The 20,634-nt window shown below is 31.4% G+C and carries 18 protein-coding genes; 9 read left to right on the forward strand and 9 right to left on the reverse strand.

Annotated features, from left to right (window positions below):
• Positions 1-52 precede the first annotated feature (52 nt).
• The 7 genes from ACVEGE_RS16325 to ACVEGE_RS16355 all read left to right on the forward strand — a co-directional run bounded on the left by ACVEGE_RS16325 (position 53) and on the right by ACVEGE_RS16355 (position 5,738).
• Positions 53-946 carry an IS1595 family transposase gene (locus tag ACVEGE_RS16325; RefSeq protein ID WP_192501064.1) on the forward strand — a complete coding sequence of 298 codons (894 nt, stop codon included), beginning with the start codon at positions 53-55 and terminating at the stop codon, positions 944-946.
• On the forward strand, positions 937-1,302 hold the full coding sequence (locus ACVEGE_RS16330) for a hypothetical protein (RefSeq protein WP_458008576.1): 366 nt from the start codon (positions 937-939) through the stop codon (positions 1,300-1,302). The genes ACVEGE_RS16325 and ACVEGE_RS16330 overlap by 10 nt, the downstream gene beginning before the upstream one ends.
• Positions 1,303-1,439: 137 nt before the next feature.
• Positions 1,440-1,736: a hypothetical protein gene (locus tag ACVEGE_RS16335; protein ID WP_192501640.1), complete on the forward strand. Its 297-nt coding sequence runs from the start codon at positions 1,440-1,442 to the stop codon at positions 1,734-1,736.
• A gap of 184 nt (positions 1,737-1,920) precedes the next feature.
• Positions 1,921-2,517, forward strand: a complete 597-nt coding sequence (locus ACVEGE_RS16340) for a hypothetical protein (RefSeq protein ID WP_192501639.1) — start codon at positions 1,921-1,923, stop codon at positions 2,515-2,517.
• Between the two features lie 160 nt (positions 2,518-2,677).
• Positions 2,678-4,063: a hypothetical protein gene (locus ACVEGE_RS16345; RefSeq protein WP_192501638.1), complete on the forward strand. Its 1,386-nt coding sequence runs from the start codon at positions 2,678-2,680 to the stop codon at positions 4,061-4,063.
• A gap of 161 nt (positions 4,064-4,224) precedes the next feature.
• Complete coding sequence (locus ACVEGE_RS16350; protein WP_192501637.1) at positions 4,225-4,809, forward strand: outer membrane beta-barrel protein; 585 nt, start codon at positions 4,225-4,227, stop codon at positions 4,807-4,809.
• 521 nt (positions 4,810-5,330) lie between these two features.
• Positions 5,331-5,738 (forward strand): hypothetical protein, encoded by a 408-nt coding sequence (locus ACVEGE_RS16355; protein ID WP_192501636.1) that lies wholly within the window; start codon positions 5,331-5,333, stop codon positions 5,736-5,738.
• A 350-nt stretch (positions 5,739-6,088) separates the two neighbouring features.
• On the opposite strand, the gene ACVEGE_RS16360 is transcribed toward ACVEGE_RS16355, so the two are convergent.
• From ACVEGE_RS16360 to ACVEGE_RS16380, 5 genes are all read right to left on the reverse strand, one after another.
• Positions 6,089-7,003 carry a DUF2167 domain-containing protein gene (locus ACVEGE_RS16360; protein ID WP_192501635.1) on the reverse strand — a complete coding sequence of 305 codons (915 nt, stop codon included), beginning with the start codon at positions 7,001-7,003 and terminating at the stop codon, positions 6,089-6,091.
• Between the two features lie 282 nt (positions 7,004-7,285).
• Positions 7,286-10,117, reverse strand: coding sequence for an excinuclease ABC subunit UvrA (gene uvrA, locus ACVEGE_RS16365; RefSeq protein ID WP_192501634.1), 2,832 nt, complete (start codon positions 10,115-10,117; stop codon positions 7,286-7,288).
• Between the two features lie 302 nt (positions 10,118-10,419).
• Positions 10,420-12,204: a chloride channel protein gene (locus ACVEGE_RS16370; protein ID WP_192501633.1), complete on the reverse strand. Its 1,785-nt coding sequence runs from the start codon at positions 12,202-12,204 to the stop codon at positions 10,420-10,422.
• A 152-nt stretch (positions 12,205-12,356) separates the two neighbouring features.
• The gene (gene ggt / locus ACVEGE_RS16375) at positions 12,357-14,042 is read right to left on the reverse strand and encodes a gamma-glutamyltransferase (protein WP_192501632.1); all 1,686 of its coding nucleotides are present in this window, start codon (positions 14,040-14,042) and stop codon (positions 12,357-12,359) included.
• A gap of 42 nt (positions 14,043-14,084) precedes the next feature.
• Positions 14,085-14,666, reverse strand: a complete 582-nt coding sequence (locus ACVEGE_RS16380) for an acyl carrier protein phosphodiesterase (RefSeq protein WP_192501631.1) — start codon at positions 14,664-14,666, stop codon at positions 14,085-14,087.
• Between the two features lie 94 nt (positions 14,667-14,760).
• On the opposite strand from ACVEGE_RS16380, the gene glmM reads away from it, so the two are divergent.
• Complete coding sequence (gene glmM, locus ACVEGE_RS16385; protein WP_192501630.1) at positions 14,761-16,161, forward strand: phosphoglucosamine mutase; 1,401 nt, start codon at positions 14,761-14,763, stop codon at positions 16,159-16,161.
• Between the two features lie 75 nt (positions 16,162-16,236).
• On the opposite strand, the gene ACVEGE_RS16390 is transcribed toward glmM, so the two are convergent.
• The 4 genes from ACVEGE_RS16390 to ACVEGE_RS16405 form a co-directional block, all read right to left on the reverse strand.
• Entirely contained in the window at positions 16,237-16,476 is a 240-nt protein-coding gene (locus ACVEGE_RS16390) for a DUF1059 domain-containing protein (protein WP_192501629.1), read from the reverse strand.
• A 311-nt stretch (positions 16,477-16,787) separates the two neighbouring features.
• Positions 16,788-17,186, reverse strand: a complete 399-nt coding sequence (locus ACVEGE_RS16395; protein ID WP_173851957.1) for a DoxX family protein — start codon at positions 17,184-17,186, stop codon at positions 16,788-16,790.
• An 85-nt stretch (positions 17,187-17,271) separates the two neighbouring features.
• Positions 17,272-17,841 (reverse strand): GNAT family N-acetyltransferase, encoded by a 570-nt coding sequence (locus ACVEGE_RS16400; protein ID WP_192501628.1) that lies wholly within the window; start codon positions 17,839-17,841, stop codon positions 17,272-17,274.
• Between the two features lie 43 nt (positions 17,842-17,884).
• Positions 17,885-18,682 carry a DUF1853 family protein gene (locus ACVEGE_RS16405; RefSeq protein WP_192501627.1) on the reverse strand — a complete coding sequence of 266 codons (798 nt, stop codon included), beginning with the start codon at positions 18,680-18,682 and terminating at the stop codon, positions 17,885-17,887.
• 284 nt (positions 18,683-18,966) lie between these two features.
• Here ACVEGE_RS16405 and ACVEGE_RS16410 point away from each other — a divergent pair, with 284 nt between their 5' ends.
• Complete coding sequence (locus ACVEGE_RS16410) at positions 18,967-20,166, forward strand: T9SS type A sorting domain-containing protein (RefSeq protein ID WP_458008577.1); 1,200 nt, start codon at positions 18,967-18,969, stop codon at positions 20,164-20,166.
• Positions 20,167-20,634: the final 468 nt, after the last annotated feature.

Below are 20,634 nucleotides of genomic sequence, written 5' to 3' on the forward strand. Positions count from 1 at the left end.
TTGAGGTAAGTAGATAATTTCATATCTTAGAGATCAATAAAACAAGGGAAACATGGATTTATTTACAGGGCAAAACCTTTTAGAGTTCGCTGAACGGTTTAAAACAGATGAACACTGCAAAGAATATTTAGCAAATTATAAATGGGAACGAGGATTTATTTGTTTAAAATGTAAGCATACAAAGAGTCAAATCCGCAAAGATTTTTCCAGAACTTGTAATATCTGCAGCCATACAGAAACCGCGGCGGCAAACACTTTATTTCATAAGGTTAAGTTTGGTTTACGCAAAGCCTTTTTTATATGTTTTGAGATGTCAACCACCACTAAAAGTTTATCTGCCAGTTACATGGGAGTTCGCTATGGAGTTACAGAAAAAACAGCACGTTTATTTATGCACAAAATTAGAGAAGCGATGAAATCTAGTGAGAATCATCCAATGGACGGAACTGTTCATGTTGATGAATTCGTTATTGGAGGAAAGGAAAAAGGTAAAGTAGGCAGGAGTTATGATAGCAAGAAAAAAAAGGTTGTAACAGCAGTGGAACTAACAGATGAAGGAAAAATTAAAAGAATGTATGCCTTGAAAATTGATAATTATTCAGCCAAAGAATTAGAGACAATATTTGAAAAGCACATTAATAAAAATGCAAAAATAACCACAGATAAATGGAAAGGTTATCGTCCTTTATTTGGAGATTATAATATCACACAAATAGAAAGCAACAAAGGGATGAATTTTATGGCATTGCACACAATGATTCATCAAGTAAAATCATGGATTAGAACAACATATTCATCGGTAAGTGACTTTAATATAAACAGGTATCTTGATGAATTTTGTTATCGAATTAACCGTTCTCAAAGCAAAGACACAATATTCAACAATTTGATAGTAAGAATGGTCGAGTCAGAAAAAATATATCAATCTAAAATTATATGTTCGTAACTACTGACCTCAATAAATTAAAATGCCATTATGATTTCCCGCTAAAAAGAAATATAGAAGAAGGTATCCAATTTAATTTATGTGCAAAAGCAATATTTTTATGGAAAAACAAATCAGATACCTTGTCAATTTGCAAATTAGAAGATTATAAAATAGTTACTTTTGAAGAAATAGAAAAATTAGAAGCTATATGGAGAATAAATAATAAAAAAGCAATGATTAAAAAATTTGGTAAAATATACCCAAGATATAATAAAAACGGTATTTTTAAAACCTATCTTATAGAAATAATTAATGATAACCAATTTGTTATTTACCCTGTAGAATGGAGAGGTCTGGATGATATTGTTAACTAAAAAAAAAATAAGATGAACCGTATTTTAATTAATAGTTGTTTTTTACTTTTTATACTCAATATATTTGGACAGAAAATAGAAAAAAAAACGATTTATATACAATTCAAACTTGACAAAAATTGTCCAAGAAATATGAAATGAATAAAAATCAATTCAATCGATTATTTAGTCCAATTGATTTTATTGAGGCAAGATTAGATTTACTGCACGATGGCTATTTGTATTTTAACGAAGTTAAACAATCAGCAATTGTCGAGGATGAAGATATTGAAGTTAAAAGAATCAAAGAAAAGAATGATGATTTAACAGTTTTAAATACTAGACAAAATAAGAAAACAAAAACAGAAACAAATATTTTGGAGGAAGTTTTAATCCTAAATTACAGCAAAAAGTTTACCAATTCAATTATTAAAAAAGCAATAGAAAAACATTAATAAAAATTATCCAACCGATTCTTTTAGTTCCGAACAATACTCAAATATTGATGTAAAAGTTAATAATGAAACGGTAACAAATATAGACATAGTTAACAACCAATACGAACAAGGATATAATCAGCAATCAAATAGAAATACGAAACAAATAGAAGAGATTAGATGGAATGTAAAGAATGATTATGTGCCAACAAGTATTCGTCAATTTAGAAGCTTAACCTATAACAATCCAATAATGTATGGAAGTTGTTTTAATATTAGAAAATCGAAAAAATTTGTTTATAAAATAAATGAAGTTAAAATATATAATGACAAAACGATATATATAATAAGTTATTCTATTCCAAGAAATCACTATACTTATACTAAAAAGCAAATTCCAGGGAATTATTCAGGAACACTTTATATAAATAAAGATGATTATGCAATTGTTAAAATTATAGAGAATTGGGAGTTTATGGAAAACCCTGAATCTTCAAAATATGATATTTATGGATGGAATGAAAAATACGTCAATAAAGAAATAAAATCAGAAAGCGTAGAAACTAATTTTGAGAAAATTAATAATTTGTATTTTTTAACAAGTTCTGAAATTGAAATATTAGGAAAATTGTATGATATAGAAAAAAATACTTATCAATTAAAAATGTACATTGATTCTAATTGGAGAGATTTCAAAACTGAAAATCCAATCAAAATTTCAAACAAAAAAGAAGTACAAATATTTGAAAAAGTAAAATATAATAAAACCTTTTGGGAGAACTATAAAATAACCGAATAAAATACTTCTGCCAATACACGTTTTGCGAGTAAAGTACTAAAAATTATGTTTATCTTCCGCAATAAATTTTATCTTAGCCGCAAATAATCGGTCACGAAGTTCGCCACTTCTGCATAGCCGCGACACGTTGTGCGATATATTATTAAAATCAGAAATAACAATGAAAACCAGAGTTTTAACTTTACTATTTTGTGGAATAACTACATTAATTTTTGCTCAAAAAACAAACTTCAATATAAAATATTCTGAACAATTAGCAGTTTTTACTTTTATTCAAAATTTATCTGAAAACTATCCAGAAAATGTTTTCAAAACCGAATTTCAAAAATCAAAATATAATGTTGATCAGTTTAAAGATGCAATATCAGAATTTGACAAATTATCAATAGAGTATAGTTATAAATTTGAAGAGTTTCCTGACGGTTCTAAAAAACCAATGCAATCAATAGATTTTTTGAAGAAAAATTTAATCGAAACTGAAAATTTAAATGATTTTAAAATTCGCTCAATTGGAATTGTGACAAACAAAACATTGAATGACCTTACAAAAATCGTTACACTTTTTACTCCTATTTATAATGAATTAATATACAACCCTAATAAAGAAAAATTTGAAAAACAAATTGTAGAAATTACAAAATACTCAACTGAAAATAAAATAGAAAATTATTTTGAAACAGGAATAATATTTTATAATTCAACTTGGGATACCTCAATTCCTTTTAATATTGCATTTTATCCATTACCAAATTCTAAGGGTTTTTCAGCCCAATCTTTTTATAATAATTTCATTAGTGGTATTCAAACAGACCTAGAAGGTTATAAAGACTTGTTTAGTGTAATGTTACACGAAACATTTCACATTATTTATTACGAACAATCACTTGAAATTAAAACAGAAATTGATAAGAATTTTAAAGAAAATAAATCAAAATATAGCAATTATGCTTACTTGTTGTTAAATGAAGCCATAGCCACTTCATTAGGTAATGGATATGTATTTGAAAATATTGATGGAAAAATTGACACACGAGATTGGTATAGTCAAAAATATATAAATCTAATGGCAAAAGAAATATATCCATTGATTAACGAATATATTTCCCAAAAGAAACCAATAGATAAAGATTTCATTGATCGTTACATTACTATTTATGAAGTGAATTTTCCCAATTGGATAAACGAACTCGACAACTTAATGCCTTACAGATATGTTATTTCTGAAAATGAAAATGACTTTAACGTAATTAAGAAAAAATATCGTTATCGTTCAAGAACAGAATATGAAACTGAAATTACAAAAAGTACAATTGAAAAAATGAAAAAAACATCACTTACAAAATTGATTATTGTTTCAAAAAACAACAAGGAAAAATTAAACCTAATAAAAAAAGAATTTAAAGAACTTAATAATTGGGAATTCAATTCAGAGAATGAATTTAATTATAAAATCCTTTTAGAAGACAAAAGCCAATTGATTATTATAAACCAAAAGAAGTCAACAACACAAACGCTAATCAAAAAACTGGAAACAGAAACTAAATAAAAAAATACATCACACAACAGCGATTTTGTGAGATTGCGAAATAAGTGCTAAATTCACGTTTGTTTTTCGCAAGAAATTTTATCTTAGTCGAAAATAATCGGTTACGAAGTTCACCACTTCATGAAGCTGCGAAACATTGTAGGTAATTTAAAAACAGAACTATGAAACAAAAAATATTATTAGTATTATTACTGATTTTTTCAATAAAATCATTTTCTCAAGATTCTAAATTTAGCTTCGAATTGAATTATCCGATTCCTATCGATGATAATGTAGTTGGGAGAAATTATAACGGAATCATAGATGCTGGACTTAAATATCGTTTTGTGAATTTAGATTTTATGAATATTGGTGCTTCATTAAACGCTGGTATGTATAAGAACGCAAAAGACGATAGAGTTCAACCTTTCGATGTTACTACTTATATTTTCATTCCTAGAATTTATGGTGAATTTAATATAAAATCTCTACCCAAACTTCATCCTTCTGTAGGATTGGGTTACTCAATATTGAACATTCGAGCTGATGTAGATAGATTTAATAATCAGAATAATCTTTCTGTAAGTTCAAGTGAAAGCGAGAACGGAATTAATCTGAATTTTGGAATAGCATATGACATAACAGAAAAATTGTTTGCCCAAGTTCAATATGATTTTATAAAAATTGGAGTTGACAATGAAGTGCCTGATATAAAATATAATACGAATATTAATATTTTGAAAATTGGATTAGGTTACCGTTTATAATAAAAACTATCTACAACACCGTATAAAAATAATTGCGGTTTAGTGCTTAATCAAAGGTCGTTGGGTGTTTGTAACGTCTGATTTTCCTTCGGAAAATTCTCGCATATAAACCCGCAACTATTCTTATACATAAACGTTGCACGAGACTTATGCCGTAATGACGCAGAAAACACTTTTGTCAACCAGAAATACATTTCCGTAAGATATTTTAATATTGCGTTTAACCGAACTGTGCGTGCCGAACTTTGTCTGAAAAATGGAATCTGAAAACTGAACTTAGTCAAACTTTGAGCGTAGAAAAATAAATAGACAATAAATAAGATTATTCGAGTAGAAAAATTGAAATCTGAGTTTTATATTAAAATAATGAAAAACATCTTAATTACATTATTTATCTAATACTTCTATATCAATTATTGTAAAAAAAATCCCGCTTCCGCTATTAAATAATTTTGGTTATATTTACAATTTTGGTAATTATTATTGCAATAAGTTATTAATTTAAAGAAGCAAACATTACCATGAATCTAAGCATCAGTTTACCGTATCATTTTATTATTCCTACAATAATTTCAGTTTTTGTTTTAATAGCTGTTTTATATCAACGTAAGCGATTATTTACTTCTATAGACCAAAAATGGCTGTGGACAAGTCTAACAGTTTTTTTAATAGTGTATATTTTAATTATAGGAGGAGCTTGGTATACCACTATTAACTCACAACTAGCGTTAGAAAAATTTGATTTGAATCAAGACGGATTCTTTACAGCAAACGAAATTACCGTAGCACAAAAAGAAGCTTTAGAAAAAGTGACAAGAGATACAGGAAGAAGTTTTTCATTCCTAACTGGATTATTTGTAGCAGGAGTAGTGGGGTGCATCGTTTTCGTTTTCGGAAAATTTATTGTATTTATCAAAACAAAAAAATAATAACGTTAATTGCTATACGTTACCAGTTATCTACTTATAAAATCACGCAGATTTCAGAGATTTTCGCAGATTAATCATAACTACTCTACTAAAATATTCAAAATCTGCGTGCCTTTTTTTTTCAGTACTCAAAGCGTAAAGTCATATATAGTAACTAGTGAGATTAGTGTTTATAAGCCAAGCCTAATTCAATTAACTGGAACAGATTGTTTTGTTCCTCACAATGTTAATTTAATGGTGATTTCAAGAAGTCAATTGGTATTAGTCTTATGAAAAGCTATTAATAAAAAACCACAAACCGACTGTGTTTAAATAGTGCTGTTTGTGGAATAATTATGTAGAAAGTTTTATTACTCAGGATTAGAGTCAGTTTCTTCTATTTTTTCAATTGATTCTTCCTCCTTATTTTTCGAAAATAATTTTTTTATCTTATTTTTAAAAGCACCAAAGAAACCCAGTAATGCAAGAATAATAATTTTCCCAAATTTAGCAACTAGTGCAAAAATACCAACTTTAGTTAATATTTTACCCGCAACTAAACCTCCAATTGTCCACGCAGCAACATTATCTATTGAACTATCGAATTCTTCATATTTATAACCATCATTAAATTGAACAATATCCAGTACTTTTTTAATATCTTTTTGAACTAAAGGCAATTCTGTTTCTGTTGCGATGGCATTTAATACAATCACTCCTTTTCTACCTAGAATTCTAATATTATAATTCAGCGTATTTATTGGTTCGTTACCAAATTTTATTTTTTTAGCCCAGTGTAAAATTTTTCTATCTTCATCATAAAACGGTTTTGCTGCCCATCCTACGATACTTATAGATTCATAACCTTCTTTTTTTCTATCTACATTTTCTGTTTCGACATCTTTTCTCATTTGAATCAATAAATCATCATAATCAATATCATCTGCATCATCATCTTTCACATATCCAATTTCATCGTATTGAACGTTAAAAACATAGCCTTTTTGATCTAATACACCTTGGTTTTCAGGAAGTAAAAGTCCTAGTGTCATATTATCAGACTTTGGATTTCCCCACAAATCAAAAAGTACTCGCTCCGCTTGAGTAGAGTTTAGGTACTTAAATCCTTTTGGAATCGTAATACTCCCTACACCATTAGACAATTTTATTATTCCATGTTCATAGGTGAAAGTTTTTTCAATTGAATCAATTTTTGTAGTATAATCATTTTGTGAATAGCTAGAAAATGACATGATAAAAACTAAGCTGAGTAAAATTATTTTCATATTAATTATTTAAGGTTTGGTTGTATTTTTAACTTTTCCTTTACTTCAAAAGTTATTTTAATTTTGCCAAATGTATAATAATAATCTTATTAATGAAAATAAAAAATTCAATTCAAAATTCGCTGTATAAATTGTAAAATAGGACTTTTAAAGCCAATTTATTTGGATAAATAGAGATTGCTTTGTTCCTCACAATGATAAATTAGTGAGATAAGTGTTTAAAAAAACCACAAACAAGACTAAGTATAAAAGTCTTATTTGTAGTAGCTGTATTTTTTAAAACTATTTCAATTCCTTTTTCAAGAATTTCGCCGTATAGCTTTTTTTGTTTTTTGCAACTTCTTCAGGTGTACCTTTTGCAACTAACTGTCCGCCTCCTTTACCACCTTCAGGGCCTATGTCAATGATATAATCAGCGAGTTTGATTACGTCCATATTATGCTCAATAATCAAGATGGTATTTCCTTTATCTACTAACTTGTTAATCACTTCCATCAGTACTCTAATGTCTTCAAAATGCAAGCCTGTGGTAGGTTCATCCAAAATATAAAAAGTGTTTCCAGTATCTTTTTTAGACAATTCACCTGCTAATTTAATACGTTGCGCCTCACCACCAGAAAGCGTGGTGCTTTGTTGTCCTAGTGTAATATAGCCCAAACCAACATCTTGAATCGTTTTTACTTTTCTATAGATTTTCGGAATCATTTCAAAAAAAGGTACTGCCTCATCAACCGTCATATTCAACACATCCGAAATTGATTTTCCTTTGAATCGTATCTCTAATGTCTCTCTATTAAAACGTTTTCCTTGGCAAGTTTCGCATTCAACGTAAACATCTGGTAAAAAGTTCATTTCTATAGTTCGCACACCTGATCCTTGACAAGTTTCACAGCGACCACCTTTTACATTAAAACTAAAACGACCCGCTTTGTAACCGCGTATCATGCTCTCAGATGTTTTGGTAAACAAAGCTCTTATTTCGGTAAAAACCTCAGTGTAAGTGGCAGGGTTAGAACGCGGTGTTCTCCCTATCGGACTCTGGTCTATCGCAATTACTTTGTCAATATGTTCTAAGCCTTCTATTTTTTTGTACGGCTGTGGTTTTTTGACACCATTAAAATAAAAAGCATTCAAAATAGGGTAGAGGGTCTCGTTTATTAAAGTAGATTTACCACTACCAGAAACCCCCGTCACACAAATCATTTTACCAAGAGGCAAATCAATTGTTACATTTTTTAAGTTGTTTCCAGTTGCTCCAGTTAATTTCAAAAATTTTCCGTTTCCTTCACGTCGCTTTTTCGGAATCTCAAATTTCATTTTTCCGTTCAAGTACTGTGCTGTAATTGTATCTGAGGCTAATGTTTCGGCTGGAGTTCCTATACTGATAATCTCTCCACCAAATTTTCCTGCTTTTGGACCTATATCAATTACATAATCTGCTTGCTCAATCATGTCTTTATCGTGCTCCACGACAATGACTGAGTTCCCAAGATCGCGCAATTGCTCTAAAGAATGAATTAGCTTTTCGTTGTCTCTTTGGTGTAAACCTATACTTGGTTCATCTAATATGTATAAAACACCCACTAATTGTGAGCCTATTTGTGTAGCCAATCGAATACGTTGTGCCTCACCACCAGAAAGTGATTTTGAACTTCGGCTTAAAGCCAAATATTCTAAACCTACATTCATCAAGAAGTTCAATCTGTCATTAATTTCTTTTACAACTTCAGTTGCAATTCTTTTTTGCTTATCAGATAAGTGGTTGTCCAAATCCTTGAACCAAACCGTTAAATCAGCAATATCCATATCACATAATTCGGATATGTTTTTCTCGTTTATTTTAAAAAATAAGGCTTCTTTTTTTAATCGTGAACCCTCACAAACCGGACATTTTATTTCGTCCATGAATTCTTTTGCCCATCTTTTAATAGTTGTAGAACCACTTTCGTCGAATTGGTTTTTTATAAAATGGGAGATTCCTTCAAAATCTATTTTATAGTCTCGAGCAACTCCTAAATCTTTAGAGTTGATCGTGAATTTTTCTTTTCCACCATTCAAAATCATTTCCATGGCTTCTTCTGGAATCGTTTCTACGGCATCAGTATTTTTAAAACCATATTTTTCACCTATAATTTCCAATTGCTTAAAAATCCAAGAGGATTTGTACTCGCCCAAAGGTGCAAAACCACCCGCTTTTATAGATAATTTAGGATTCGGAATTATTTTTTTAATATTGATTTCGTTCACCGTTCCTAGTCCGTTACAATGATCACACGCCCCTTTAGGAGAGTTAAATGAAAATAAATTTGGCTCCGGATTTTGGTACGAAATTCCCGTTGTAGGACACATTAAATTTCTACTAAAATAACGCACTTCATTACTGTCTTGATCAAGAATCATCAATACATTTTCTCCATGATGCATGGCAGTATTGATACTTTCTGACAAGCGTTTTTGATTGTCAGCTGTGTCTTCAACCAGCATGCGATCAACTACAATTTCAATATCATGCGTTTTGTAACGGTCCAGTTTCATCCCAGATGTGATTTCGCGAACCTCGCCATTAACACGTACTTTCAAGAAACCCTGTTTGGCAATTTGCTGGAATAATTCGCCATAATGTCCCTTTCTCGCTCTAATAACTGGAGCAAGGATATTGATGCGTTTATTCAAAAAATCGTTGGTAATTAAATCCTTGATTTGCTCATCACTGTAACTCACCATTTTCTCGCCTGTATTGTAACTGTAAGCATCAGCAGCACGAGCAAATAGCAAACGCAAGAAATCGTATATCTCCGTGATTGTACCCACAGTGGAGCGAGGACTCTTACTGGTCGTTTTTTGTTCAATAGCAATCACAGGCGATAGTCCGTCAATTTTATCCACATCAGGACGCTCGAGTCCACCAAGAAACTGCCTCGCATAAGCTGAAAAAGTTTCTACATAGCGGCGCTGTCCTTCGGCATAAATAGTGTCGAAAGCAAGTGATGATTTCCCAGAACCCGAAAGGCCAGTAATAACCACTAGTTTTTCGCGAGGAATGGAGATATCTATGTTTTTAAGGTTGTGCACACGGGCACCTTGAACTTCAATAGTATTGTCTTTGTCTAACATAATTTTTTGCAAAAAAGCAAAGTTAACCTTTTGATTTATTCTTTCAATAGAACAGTTTAGAACTTTGTGTTAAAATAGGACCTATCAATAGAATAGAATAGTAGTTTGTGTTTTTTTAAGAGCATAATAAGTTGGTGTTTCAATTGCGTTCCCTCCCGCTTTTCGTTACAATCTTGTGTGGCAAAACACTTGCCCCACAAGGATTTTTACTGCAATCTGGGCTATTTATAACTATTTGTGGTTTTTATTACGTTTGGGTATTGCGCATAAAAAAACGCTAATTTGTGGTTAGCGTTTTGTATTTATTCAATAGTCATTGCTTTTAACTTACTTCTGTAAGCCTCTAGAGCTACTGATTTAGAGATAAAACCAAAATATTTCTCGTCTTTTATCACTGGTAAGAAAGCCACTTTAGACCTTTCAAACTTATTCATTACAGTTTCCATGCTGTTAAAAGGGTAAATTACTTCCTGTGGCGTGGCCATAATATCTTTCACTAAAGTGTACTTAACACGATAGCTATTAAAAATAATTTCGCGAATATTGTTAAAATGAACAACACCTAATAAATGCTTCTCTTTGTCAACTACAGCAAATATTACTTGATTAGAATGCGAAATTAAATCAACTAGTTTGTCTAAGTTTTCATCAGGTGAAAGCGTTAAATAATCCGTTTGAATGATAGAAGTAGTTTCTAAGGTAGAAAGTACATTAGTATCTTTGTTACTAGTAAAGGCATGTCCTTTTTGAGCCAAATCTTTTACATCCATAGAGTGCTTCTCAAAACGTTTAGAAATAGCAAAACTTATTGAGGCAACAATCATTAAAGGAAGCATTAAACTATAGCCACCTGTAATTTCAGCAATTAAGAATATTGCGGTCAATGGAGCGTGAAATAAACCACTTAAAATACCAGCCATTCCAACCATTGTAAAATTACTTACGGGCAAATGGGTTAAACCGGTTAGATTAATAATTTTCGAAAAAACAAAACCTACGTACGATCCCACAAATAGGGAAGGAGCAAAATTTCCTCCATTACCTCCTGCACCAAGCGTAATTCCCGAAGCAAAAACCTTTAACATCATTGTTAATCCTACAAAGGCAATTAAAACATAGTTGTTGTCGCTGTACTTACTAAATAAGGTGTTTTCTAATATTTTACCAGGATTACTGTCTGACAATACTTTGATGCTTTCATATCCTTCTCCAAAAAGGGTTGGGAATATAAAAATTAACACCGCCAACATACCTGCTCCCAGCAACGCTTTTTTATACGGATTCAGTTTTAACTTGTGAAAAAAGTGCTCAGTTCTTTGAAAATTTCGAGTATAATAAATAGATAAAAAACCAGTGATTATTCCTAAGATAATGTAAAATGGAATTTTATGGTAATCAAAAACTTGTTGTTGTTTAAAGTTCAGTAAGATAGTTTCATCTAAAGCAATTACTGATACAAGGGCTCCTGTTGCAGCAGCGATCATGATGGGTGTAAATGCTGAGATGCTTACATCCACTAATAAAAATTCTATGGCAAAAAGTACTCCCGCTATAGGAGCATTAAAGGCAGCTGCAATACCTGCAGCTACTCCGCAGCCTATTAATAAGGTTCTGTCCTTGTAACTTAATTTATATTTTTGAGCATAATTAGAACCAAAAGCAGCTCCTGTAACCACAATAGGACTCTCTAAACCCGCTGATCCTCCTAAACCTACTGTTAAGGAACTAGTGAAGATTTGGGCATACATTTGTTTTTTCTGAATAATACTGGCCTTTTTTGCTACAGCATATAAAATTTGTGAGGTTCCTTTTTCAATAGATCCACCTAAAAAACGTTTGACAACAAATACTGTCAAAACTAAACCTGCAATAGGTAAAATACTGTTTATAAAACTTAACTTGAGCATTCCGTTGATGTACGTAGCAAATGAAAAAACCCAGTGCGCAAAAGTCTTTAAAACAATTACAGCAAAGGCAGATGTGATACCAACTAAAATACTAGATAAGAAAATAAATTGTTTTTCTGTCAATATGGATTGTGACCAAGCAATGATACTTTCTAGTTTAGAAATATATTTTTTAAACATTTATTTTTTTTTGAAAGTGCTAAATTACTATTATTTTAAGCGCAAGTGAATTTTTTGAGCGCTTCTTTTTAACGAAATAATATAATATTACTAACGAAATCGTATTCTTAAATCTTTATGAGGGCAATTCTCTTGTTTCAAATACGAAATTCTTAAAAACCAACCGCTTTATCGTCTCCTCTAAAATCAGCTCCTCCTTCTAATTTTCCATTTGGTAAAACTAAAACAGCATCTACTTTTCCGATAACAGGAGTAGTTTTCTCATTGATTAAGTATCCTTTTGCTTTCAAAACATTTAGTGTATTGGTACTAAAAGTATTGGGTTCAAAAGTGATTATATCAGGCAACCATTGATGGTGAAAACGAGGGGCGTTTACCGCTTTTTGCATGTTAAAATTATACTCATAAACATTTAAAATAGTTTGTAACACTGATGTGATAATTGTAGAACCACCTGGCGAACCTACCACCATATATAATTTTCCTTTTTTCTCAACAATTGTAGGTGTCATAGAACTCAACATCCTTTTTGCTGGAGCAATACTATTTGCTTCATTTCCTACTAAACCAAACATATTAGGCACACCCGGTTTAGCACTAAAATCATCCATTTCGTTGTTTAGAAAAAAGCCTAATTCCTCACAATAATATTTAGAACCATAACCCGCATTTAGCGTTGTAGTAGCTGATACAGCGTTTCCAAATTGATCTACAATTGAATAATGTGTGGTTTCCATACTTTCATTATAAGTAATATTGCCTTCTTTTATACTACTTGAAAGAGTTGCTTTATCAATATTAAAATCATCCATTCGGCTTTTTAAATAAGCAGGATTCATAAGTCCTTTTAACGGAATCTTGACAAAATCAGGATCCCCTAAAAAGTAACTTCTATCAGCGTAGGCTCTTCGTTCTGCTTCTACAATTACCTGAATGGCTTCAGGAGAATTGTGTCCCATTTGGCTAAGATTAAAAGGTTCAATCATATTGAATATTTGTGCTAAACAAATCCCGCCACTACTAGGTGGAGCCATGGAGATTATATTTAGATCTTTGTATTTAAATGTAAGTGGCGTACGCCATTTAGCTTCGTAATTAGTTAAATCTTCTTTTGTGATTATTGCTCCTTTACTTTGCAGGTAAGCAATTAAAATTGTAGCCGATTCTCCTTTATAGAATTCGTCACGTCCATTTTTTGCAATCCGTTTTAAAGTAGCGGCTAATGCAGGATATTTAATAGTATCTTTTTCTTTATAGGATTGAGATAAAACACTGTTAGCTCCATTGATTTTGTTCAATTGATCACGGTAACTGGTTAGGCGTTCTACTTGTTTTTTAGTAACAATTACTCCTTTTTCTGCTAATCGAATAACGGGTTCTAAAATAGTTTCAATAGGTAAAGAACCTAATTTTTCATGGACAGCAAAAATTCCAGCAATCGTTCCAGGAATACCTATTGCCAGCGCTGATTTAGTGCTTTTTCCGGGAATAACATTTCCGTTTTCATCGAGAAACATGTCTTTTGAAGCTGCTAAAGGTGCCTTTTCTCTATAATCTAAAGTTCCTACTTCGCCATTTGATTTTCGATACACCATAAAACCACCGCCACCCAAATTTCCTGCGTAAGGATAGGCTACCGCTAGAGCCAGTTCAGTGGCTACCATAGCGTCAAAAGCATTTCCGCCTTTTTGCATGATTTCGGTTCCTATTTTAGAAGCTTCTTCTCGCGCAGAAACCACCATCGCTTTATTGGATACTAAACCCATAGGGCGCACCATTTTTTCATTCGACTTGCAACCAATTATAGCAATGAAGAGTAGTAGTGTTATTTTTTTCATGGTTTATGGTTATTGGTAGCAGTTTGTTTAAGACTGATAAGTTTAAGCGTTTAATTGTTCTTTGACATGCGCTCTTAAATCCTCAAAGAAAAGAGTGAATTCCTTTTCGAATTCGGTGTAAAATTCTCGAAGTTCCTCCGTAGCGAAACGCATTTTGGACTCGTTTTTTGTACGGCGATCCATTTGAGTTAATATGTTTTTTATTCCGTCAACTGTTTGATAACTAGATAACCAGTTTTGCTTTATCATGTAAGGCATCATTCCTATTGTTCTTTCGGTCAATAAAGGTTTATTGTCTTTTAGAGATTGATAAAATTGCTGAATGTACTCTTCAAGATTTTCATTGGAGTAAACCGTCCAGTTTTTGGCTAGAAAATGGTCATAAAAAATATCTACAATCACACCCGCATAATGATGGTAGCGGGAGTGTAGTTTTTTGGTACTTTCTCTAAAAATGGGATGGGCATCTGTGTAAGTATCAATTGCGCGATGAAGAGCAATTCCTTTTTGGATATCCACAGGAAAAGTATCAAAGTTTTTGCCTCGAATTCCATCTGCCATGAAATTACCAATTTTAATGTGATCGTTGTCGTCAGAAAGGTATATGTGTGCTAAAAAGTTCATTCGCCTAAATTATGAATTCTAAATGACTTTTTTAAAGCGTCAATTATTATATTTGTGAAAAATATAACGATAATCAACATTTAAAAAAATAAGAATGACTTTAATAAAATCAATATCAGGAATTCGTGGTACTATAGGAGGTAAAGTTGGAGACAACTTAACACCACTTGATGCAGTAAAATTTGCTTCGGCATATGGTACATGGTTAAAAAATAGTGTGGGAGCTACTAATGATGGTGAAAAATTAAAAGTTGTTGTTGGTCGTGACGCACGTATATCCGGACCAATGATTCATAATTTAGTGGTAAACACATTAATAGGTTTAGGAATTGATGTAATTGATTTAGGATTGTCTACAACACCAACAGTAGAAATTGCTGTACCGCTTGAAAAAGCAAATGGAGGAATCATTCTTACGGCTTCTCACAATCCAAAACAATGGAATGCTTTGAAGTTATTGAACGGAAAAGGAGAATTCTTGAACGGAATTGAAGGAGAGAAAATATTAGTAATTGCAGAAAATGAAGATTTTGATTTCTCAGATGTAGATAGTTTAGGCGAAATCACAGAGAACGATGCGTATATGGACATTCATATTGATGAAGTATTGAACCTGCCACTAGTAGATGTAGATGCTGTTAAAGCGGCTAAATTTAAAGTAGTTGTAGATGGAGTAAATTCATCGGGAGGTATCATTATTCCCAAATTGCTAGAATTAATGGGGGTCGAAGTGGTCAAATTATACTGTGAACCAAACGGGCATTTTCCTCACAATCCAGAACCTCTAAAAGAGCACTTAACAGATATCTCTGAGTTGGTGGTTAAAGAATGCGCTCACTTAGGTGTCGTTGTTGATCCAGATGTAGACCGTTTGGCATTTATTTGCGAAGACGGAGAAATGTTTGGAGAAGAATATACCCTTGTAGCTTGTGCTGATTATGTTTTGAGTAAAACCCCTGGTAATACTGTATCTAACATGTCATCTTCACGAGCCTTAGCCGATGTTACTAACAGACACAACGGAACTTACGAAGCTAGTGCAGTAGGGGAAGTGAATGTGGTTGACTTAATGAAAAAAAATAATGCCATTATAGGTGGAGAAGGAAATGGTGGAATCATTTATCCAGAATCGCATTATGGTCGTGATAGTTTAGTGGGTGTGGCTTTGTTTTTAACACACTTAGCAAACAAAAAAATGACTGTCTCGGCTTTGCGTGCTTCGTATCCTGAATATTACATGAGCAAAAACAAAATCGAGTTAACACCGCAAATTGATGTTGATGCAATTCTTGTAGCCATGACCCAAAAGTATAAAGATGAAAACATTACAACAATCGATGGTGTAAAAATTGATTTTGCTAATGAATGGGTTCATTTGAGAAAATCGAATACGGAACCAATTATACGTATTTATACAGAAGCACCTTCACAGGAAAAAGCAGACACACTTGCTTTAAGAATTATCGACGAGATAAAAGCAGTAGCAGCTATCTAATATTTTATTTACTATTAAAATAGAAAACCCTTTCAAATTAATTTTGAAAGGGTTTTTATATGGAGTTTGGTGTTCTTAATTTGTAGATGGACAGCATTCAAATGCTTTTCTTTTATTTTCATACCAAGCATTCATTCCTTGCGGAAAATGCATTAGTTCTTGCATTTCTCTCATTGCCTTTTTGTGTGCTTCATCTGATTTTTCAATCATTTCTAATGCGTGCTTTTTACTTAATTCTGCCATTTCCTCAAAGGTTGTTGCTTGAAACTTGGCTTCACATGCTCCTCCAAGTTCTTTACAGGTCATCGTTTTCATAATTTTTTATTTTATAATTAGAAAGACTAAAAACTTCAATTCGTAAACAATTGTTGTTAAGATCCAAAACGTTTTTAAGCCTTTTTTAAAGGTTATTTCGTAAATATAAGTAAAAAATAACAGAATAATGGTGATTTTATACCGTTTTAAGTAGAAATTGATAAAAAAGCAAAATTAAAATTTGTATTGCATTGGCGTTTTGATTATTCAATATCAATAAGTTTTTCTCTCTAATTAAAAAATAACCTCACTTACAGCCTTAGCCATTGAGTGAGGTAAATTGTATATGGATAAAACTATTTGTAAAATTATTAGTCCCATTTATTGTATGATGAAGCCGCTAATTTTCCACCGCCTGTGAAAAATAATGCAAGCGCTCCTAACAAATATAAACCAAGTAATTCTACTTGCCAACCACCATTATTATTCAACATAAATATTTCATTAGCATGTACTAAAAACAGAATAAATAAAGTTCCAAAAACATAAGCTGCTGCCGCTAATCGCGTTCTAAAACCTATTAAAATTAAGAAAGGAGCAATGAGTTCTGTGATGTAAACTCCGTAGGATAAAAAAGCTGGTAGCCCTTTATCAATAAGCATTCCTTCAATGAAAGAGGTATGACCTATTTTTGCGATTCCGTGTAATAACATCAATAAACCTACTGCAATACGTAGGATTAATAATCCTAAATCCGTGTTTTTCTTCATAGTTTTTGTTTTTTATTAATAGCACTTTAGGTAATTATAAAGCGAAAATCTAAAATACTATTATTTACTTGATAAATAACCTTTACTAACTTAAAAAAGCAGGTTTTATCTGGAGTTGTTCCATTTTTTTACCCACTAAGGTTTTCTTAGTAATTGGTTTAAAACCCAATTTTAAATAAAGTTTTTTAGCGGCTACATTTGCTTCTTCCACAAGTAATCCAAGCGTTTTTTTGTCGTCAACTACATATTTTTCGATTAAAAACTTTAATAATTGTGAGCCTATTCCTTTTCCTTGTTGGTCTGATTTTACTCCAAAAGTATCAATGTAGACCTCTCCTTCCTGAGTTTCATCTTCAATAATAATTGTATTATTATAATTTGTTTTTAAATACGCTAAAATAGGTGCTCTTAACGCTTCTAAATTTTTTCCATCATAGCAATTTATAGCACCTACGACTTTATTATTTTCGACAGCAACCCAACAATTTTCATAGGAATATTGATTATTCTCCTTACTTACAAAGTACATTAAAAATGCTTTTGCAGCAGCATTATCCTTAGTGCCAATAAAGGCATGAATAATAGTGTCCATAGCGAGAAGTAAACAGCTTGCAATTTCAGGAGCGTCGGCTTTTGTAGCTTTTCTAATTTGCATTTTAATACGTTTTAAAAGTAAAAATAATTAATAATAAATGGGATTACCACCAAACTATAAAAAACTGAATAAATTCAGCACCTTGTTTTTGCCAACACAAAGGCGCTTGTTTTTCATGCATATTTATTTTTAAAGTTTCTACAATATTTATGAACTCATGCCAAGTTTCATTTGTATCTGGATCCATTCCCCATTCCTTTTTAGAGGGTAAATAGTAGTTTTTTTCTATATTATGGAGGCTCATAAAAGTAGCCAAGTTTACATAATAACCCTTAACGGCTTTTTGATAAGTAGGAGCTAGACTCTCTTTAAAATTAAAAGGAATAAACAAGGAAGCGAGTAAACACAAAGCTTGAGAGATATTATTTAGGGCAATAGCGTCAAAAGTTGCTGCTGTTGCTTTATGATGTAACAACGGAAATTGTTTTATTCTTAATTTTTCTAATTTCTCGCTTAAAGAGTCATTTCTGTTGGGGCCAATCCAGTTTTTTAAAGGATTTGATGATATGCTAGGATCTAATAAGTAGAATTTATAGGCTAGTTCTAAGTGAATAAGTTGTTTTTCTTTTAAATCTTCTAATATAAAATCAATTTCGCCAATGGTTTTTTGTTCCTCAATTATTTGTACATTTTCATAAACCACTTTATAATTTGTAGCGGTTTTTATCAACTCCGAAACTATTTTTTCGACTATGTGCCCTAACCTAATATTTGTAGGTAATTCAAAATCCAGCTCATTTTGAAGTTTTAATTGGGATAAATTAAACGTTGGGAAACCAGTAACTGAAGTGTCTAAACTAGTAGTTTTTAAAATAGATTTGATTCTTATTTTTGTATCCATGAATAACACATTTTTTTAACATGGGTTATAAAGATACAAAGTTACCAATTTTAATTTTAGAGATGGGTAATTAGGATTAGAAAGCATTACAGTGAATTAATTTGCTTTAGATTATTGTTAATTAATGAATTGTATTTTATGGTTTATTAAAATCACCTAATGTATGTATGATCTTTTTTTACGCAAATAAATAGGTAAAAATGATTTGTCATTTGGTAAAAACTAACTGTATCTAAATAGTCATTTCTTTAAATTTGTTGCTTTTAAAAACTTAATTAAAATAAATGAAAAAAGTAACCTTACTTGCTCTTCTGCACTTTTGTGTTGTTTCTAAAATTAATGCCCAATTTTCTCCTTTTTTAGTAACTCCTAATCCTACTAAAAATTGGGATTTTCAAGCAAATATGTCAGATGAATTTAATAATTCTAACATTAATTGGACTAATAAATGGTATCTTAATAATGAACTTCCTACTATTAAAGCTTGGAAATGGGATAATAATAAAAACATAAAGATTGTAAACAATAGCGCCGAAATAAAAGTGGCACAAAATGATAATAATATTCCAGTAGATGGAACTTATTTTAGTTCAGGAATATTAAAGAGCCAAGGCACATTTACAACAGGTTATATTGAAGCTAGAATAAAAGGAGCTGTTATTGACATTCCAGGAAGGGATAATGGACGTGGTGTATGTCCTTCATTTTGGCTTTATAGCAACTTTTATCGCAATGCTAGTGAGGGACAAACAGTTTATTCTGAAATTGATGTTGTAGAATTACAGCAATTTGATTATTATGATGGCGAGCAAGATGATGTTTATGATATGGATCATAATTTACATTTAGTACGAAAAATTAACGGAAAAGATGTATGGACTAGACCTAAACAAAGTCCACAAACGCAAAAAAATCACTCCACGGCTTCATTTGATCCATCAAAAGGATATCATATTTATGGTTGTGAAGTGAACACAACAGAAATAATATGGTATGTTGATGGAAAAGAAGTTGCTAGAAAGCCAAATACATACTGGAATAGACCCATGAATGTAACATTGTCTTTGGGGTTAAGGGTACCTTTTGTCAAATTTATTGATAACGTATTTGAGGCAGCGAACCCTGCTGTAGATTCACGTGCCAAATCACAGCTACCAGCCATACCTGTTTCGATGTCAGTTGATTATGTTAGAGTCTGGAGGGAAAAAATGAGGGTGCCAACATTAGAAACGCCAACATTAGAAACCACTAAAGGAATAAATGTATATCCAAATCCTGCAACAGATGTTATCACTATAAAATTAAATGAATTTAAAGGTAAAACAAAAATTTATTTAAGCAACTTAAGTGGGGTTAATTTCTTGACACTAGATACCGATACAGTAGAAACAACTGTGCCTATTGATAATATCCCGAGTGGAATTTATTTTTTAACGATTAAAAATAGTACAGAAAATCGTGTTCAAAAGATAATTATCAAATAAGTAATTATTTTAATTTAAAATTTATGAGGCTATCCGTAAAAGGTAGCCTCTTTAAATTTTACAGAATTGATTTTGATTTAATTTGTGAATTTTATTAAAAAATGTAGAGGAGAAGTTGATTTCTTTTCTAATATTAAAAAAATCATTACTCATTTAGTTTGGTAAAAATAATATCTGTTTAAGTGGATACTTTAATTTCTTACTATTATTGTTGTACTCAAACTACTTTAAAATTAATAATCCTTACATAAACTTCAGCTGGCGTGAGGATTTTTATGAATATAATTTATCTTTTGTTCAAACACATGTAATAGTCTTATATTAACAGCTTGGTTGTTTTACCTTGAGCTATTTGTTTGTTACATTACTTTTTTATGTACCTTTTTCTAGTTGGGACAGAGCGACTGCAAGAAGCTCCTGAATCTACATTGAAAAGGTTCTAGTGCAAGATCATTGCAATGAAAGACG

This window comes from Flavobacterium sp. PL002, from assembly GCF_054165825.1.

Bases quoted from the DNA above. Each gene is read 5' to 3' on its own strand.
- ACVEGE_RS16330 (WP_458008576.1), top strand. From the start codon at position 937: ATGTTCGTAACTACTGACCTCAATAAATTAAAATGCCATTATGATTTC.
- ggt (WP_192501632.1), bottom strand. From the start codon at position 14,042: ATGAAAAAAATAACACTACTACTCTTCATTGCTATAATTGGTTGCAAG.
- ACVEGE_RS16400 (WP_192501628.1), bottom strand. From the start codon at position 17,841: ATGCAAATTAGAAAAGCTACAAAAGCCGACGCTCCTGAAATTGCAAGC.
- glmM (WP_192501630.1), top strand. From the start codon at position 14,761: ATGACTTTAATAAAATCAATATCAGGAATTCGTGGTACTATAGGAGGT.
- ACVEGE_RS16360 (WP_192501635.1), bottom strand. From the start codon at position 7,003: ATGAAAATAATTTTACTCAGCTTAGTTTTTATCATGTCATTTTCTAGC.
- ACVEGE_RS16325 (WP_192501064.1), top strand. From the start codon at position 53: ATGGATTTATTTACAGGGCAAAACCTTTTAGAGTTCGCTGAACGGTTT.
- ACVEGE_RS16350 (WP_192501637.1), top strand. From the start codon at position 4,225: ATGAAACAAAAAATATTATTAGTATTATTACTGATTTTTTCAATAAAA.
- ACVEGE_RS16410 (WP_458008577.1), top strand. From the start codon at position 18,967: ATGAAAAAAGTAACCTTACTTGCTCTTCTGCACTTTTGTGTTGTTTCT.
- ACVEGE_RS16405 (WP_192501627.1), bottom strand. From the start codon at position 18,682: ATGGATACAAAAATAAGAATCAAATCTATTTTAAAAACTACTAGTTTA.
- ACVEGE_RS16390 (WP_192501629.1), bottom strand. From the start codon at position 16,476: ATGAAAACGATGACCTGTAAAGAACTTGGAGGAGCATGTGAAGCCAAG.
- ACVEGE_RS16395 (WP_173851957.1), bottom strand. From the start codon at position 17,186: ATGAAGAAAAACACGGATTTAGGATTATTAATCCTACGTATTGCAGTA.
- uvrA (WP_192501634.1), bottom strand. From the start codon at position 10,117: ATGTTAGACAAAGACAATACTATTGAAGTTCAAGGTGCCCGTGTGCAC.
- ACVEGE_RS16345 (WP_192501638.1), top strand. From the start codon at position 2,678: ATGAAAACCAGAGTTTTAACTTTACTATTTTGTGGAATAACTACATTA.
- ACVEGE_RS16380 (WP_192501631.1), bottom strand. From the start codon at position 14,666: ATGAACTTTTTAGCACACATATACCTTTCTGACGACAACGATCACATT.
- ACVEGE_RS16355 (WP_192501636.1), top strand. From the start codon at position 5,331: ATGAATCTAAGCATCAGTTTACCGTATCATTTTATTATTCCTACAATA.
- ACVEGE_RS16335 (WP_192501640.1), top strand. From the start codon at position 1,440: ATGAATAAAAATCAATTCAATCGATTATTTAGTCCAATTGATTTTATT.
- ACVEGE_RS16370 (WP_192501633.1), bottom strand. From the start codon at position 12,204: ATGTTTAAAAAATATATTTCTAAACTAGAAAGTATCATTGCTTGGTCA.